This is a genomic window from Psychromonas sp. (assembly GCF_983033635.1).
In genome coordinates, this window is record NZ_CEZLMY010000263.1 from 431 (window position 1) to 3,404 (window position 2,974).

Consider the following 2,974-nt stretch of genomic DNA (forward strand, 5'->3'; position numbering starts at 1 on the left):
TTTTTTATCCGGATCCACCAGCATATGGTCACATTGATGACAACGTCGCGCTGCAATATCATTATCAGCGCCGCACAGTTCGCAAAATTTTGCCCGAAAGCGATAACCACAGATTTTACGCTCACCCTCATCGTTTTCAGAATAGCCCTGGCATTGCCGGCCGTAGTGTTCAATAACAAATCCGGCAGGGTCAACTTTGCCCCAAAAGTTATTGTTAAACCGACAAGCCGGACAAGGTATAGTGACAATTTCGCTGTCACTATCCGGTTTGGGCTGCCCCACTTCCGGTTGATACAAATCATAGCAGTTACCGGCAAACTCCATTACCAGACAATCTTTCTTGCCTTCACACAGACGTAAACCGCGGCCAACAATCTGCTGATATAGACTGATAGATGCGGTGGGACGCAGAATAGCAATCAAATCAACATGCGGAGCATCAAAGCCAGTCGTTAATACCGAAACATTAACCAGATATTTTATTTTGCGATCTTTAAAGTCATTAATAATCCGATCTCTTTGCTCAATCGGCGTATCGCCAATCACCAAGGCGGCATTTTGTTCGGCTAAATAACCCATAATTTCTTGTGCATGATTAACGGTCGAGGCAAAAATCATCACCCCGTGCCGATCGAGAGCGGTCTCAATCACCTGCTTGATAATCATGGGAGTGACGCGGGCGGATTTATTAACCACTTTATCCAGTTCCGCTTCCCGGTAATGTCCTGTTGCAGAAGGCGTAATATTAGAAAAATCGTAGCCGAGCACAGCCATATCCATCACTTTTGGCTCGCTTAGATATTTCTCATCCAGCAGAAAACGGATCGGCAGATCGAAAATACAATCACGAAAGAAACGCGCTTGATCTGTTCTCACCTGACCACGAGTATGGTATTTATAAATCCAGCCAAGTCCTAAACGGTATGGTGTTGCGGTTAGCCCAAGCACCTTGAGAGTGGGGTTGATTTTTTTAAGATGGCTGATCACCTTTTGATAACTGCTGCTTTCATCTTCAGGTACGCGGTGGCATTCATCAATAACAAGTAGAGAAAATTCACCGGGAAACTGCTCTAAGCTGTTTACAATAGATTGAACCGATGCGAAAACAACCTGACGATCGTTTTCTTTACGTCCTAATCCGGCAGAAAAAACAGATGCTTTTAAATCATAGCTTTCGTACTTGCGGTGATTTTGCTCAACAAGCTCTTTAACATGTGCAAGCACTAATACCCGCCCTTTCGCCAATCGTGCTAACTCCGCAATGATAAGACTTTTTCCTGCACCTGTGGAAAGAGCGAGTACAGCCGGTGCGCTATATTTACGAAAGTAATGAATGGTCGCTTTAACAGCGTCTTGTTGATATGGGCGGAGAGTATACATAGATAAATAAGGATAATTTCAGACTTATGGAGCGATAAGTTTAACCTAATTGTAAGGTTAATACGGAAAGTAAATATAAAAAAATAACGTTACCGATAATTTAATTTGATAGTGGCTGACAGCCTGTAGCTGAAAAAATAGCAGAGTCAGTACAGCCCTATCTTACATCAATCTATAAAGTAGCGATTATAATTCTTTCTTAACGGCATTAACAATCGCATTCGGATTAGCTAAATATAATGCATGATTCAAGAGTACTGCCTTGTCACCCACTGATAACAATATTGCCGGAAATGAGTTCGTTCCAATAAACTCTTGCAGCTCACGGATATCAGATAAAGTATATTCAGCTTCATTGCTTAGTTTATCTTTGAATACTTTATTGGGTGGTGATAACTTAAACTGCTCAATAATGGCATTAAAGTCGTGCTTGCAGCCCAAGGCATTGCCTTCGATAAAATGTGCTTTTTGTAGCGCATTTAATACCGCTAAGGCTTTCTCCGGTTGTTTGTTCTGCAGCCAGGCCATTAGGTTAGCTGTCATAGTGGCGTCTTTGGGACTGTCGACAAAACGAATATGTTCCTGGCCGAATTTAACTTGGCTTTGCTTAGATATATCATCCATTTGCTTGTAACCAGCGCAATCACTGCCATCATAGTGCACACAATGCCAAATATGAATCATCATTTCCGGGTAAGCTTTTTCAAGTGCATTAATCAGTGGTGTGCTCGCGTAACTCCATGGGCAATGAGAGTCATAAATAAAATATAATTCAGGGTGCATTGCGTTGAACCTTTTTAATAATATATGGGGGGGGTGATTTTAATTAGTTTAAGCGCAATAAACAATTAGTGAATGTTGCTTTAGCTTTCTATTTTCTCTTTTGCTGTTTTTCCTTTATACCTTCAACATGAATAATCAAGGTGTCAACCGTCTCCCTTAATAAATCGAGTTCGTCGAGGCTCAGATCATTTAACTGTTCGAGGTTGTACTCTATCGTATCAATTATCTTTTTATGAGGTCGTTGCATTGGCCTCATAAAATAGGTTGTAACCGTTGCTACAATAGTACCAAAGAACAACATTGAACCAATAACTATCCACAAACCACCGACTAAGCGCGCAATATCAGATGTCGGAGCATCTGCTATTCCAGCTGTGGAAAATGCAGCGACTCCCCAATACAACGCATCCCCATACGAGTTAATATGTGCGCCTTCAACATTCTGCTCGGCAAAGTAGATACCGGCTGAGAATATCAGCCATAACACTATCAGTAGAAGCAGCATAGTGGTAAAAGGCGTGTGGACAGAAATGTCCTTAATAAATCTTTTAAATCGTGTATTCGCCTTTACTTTTTTCATCGTTTACTCCACCTCAGAAGAATTAAGAAGCCCGGATGTAACGCAATTCCTCTTTTTTTACAAAAATATCGATGCTTGCGACAAGTATAGTAGTTAATAAATTTGCAACCCAATTAACAGGCAGAGCTGACAGCACTTACTGATGAACTAAAGATCCTCTATCGGGACGATTATTAATTTTGCAACTAAAACAACGATCCTGCGGGCATTCACCTTACAACACGAACAACA

General features: G+C 41.3%; 3 protein-coding genes. All 3 read right to left on the reverse strand.

The features are described from left to right. A partial coding sequence (gene radD, locus AC4GME_RS18180; RefSeq protein ID WP_490379979.1) for a DNA repair helicase RadD occupies positions 1-1,380 on the reverse strand: 1,380 nt, incomplete at its 3' end. Positions 1,381-1,566: 186 nt separating this feature from the next. After that, positions 1,567-2,163, reverse strand: coding sequence for a protein-disulfide isomerase (locus AC4GME_RS18185; RefSeq protein WP_490376924.1), 597 nt, complete (start codon positions 2,161-2,163; stop codon positions 1,567-1,569). A gap of 88 nt (positions 2,164-2,251) precedes the next feature. Further along, positions 2,252-2,743, reverse strand: a complete 492-nt coding sequence (locus AC4GME_RS18190; RefSeq protein WP_490376923.1) for an ion channel — start codon at positions 2,741-2,743, stop codon at positions 2,252-2,254. Positions 2,744-2,974: the final 231 nt, after the last annotated feature.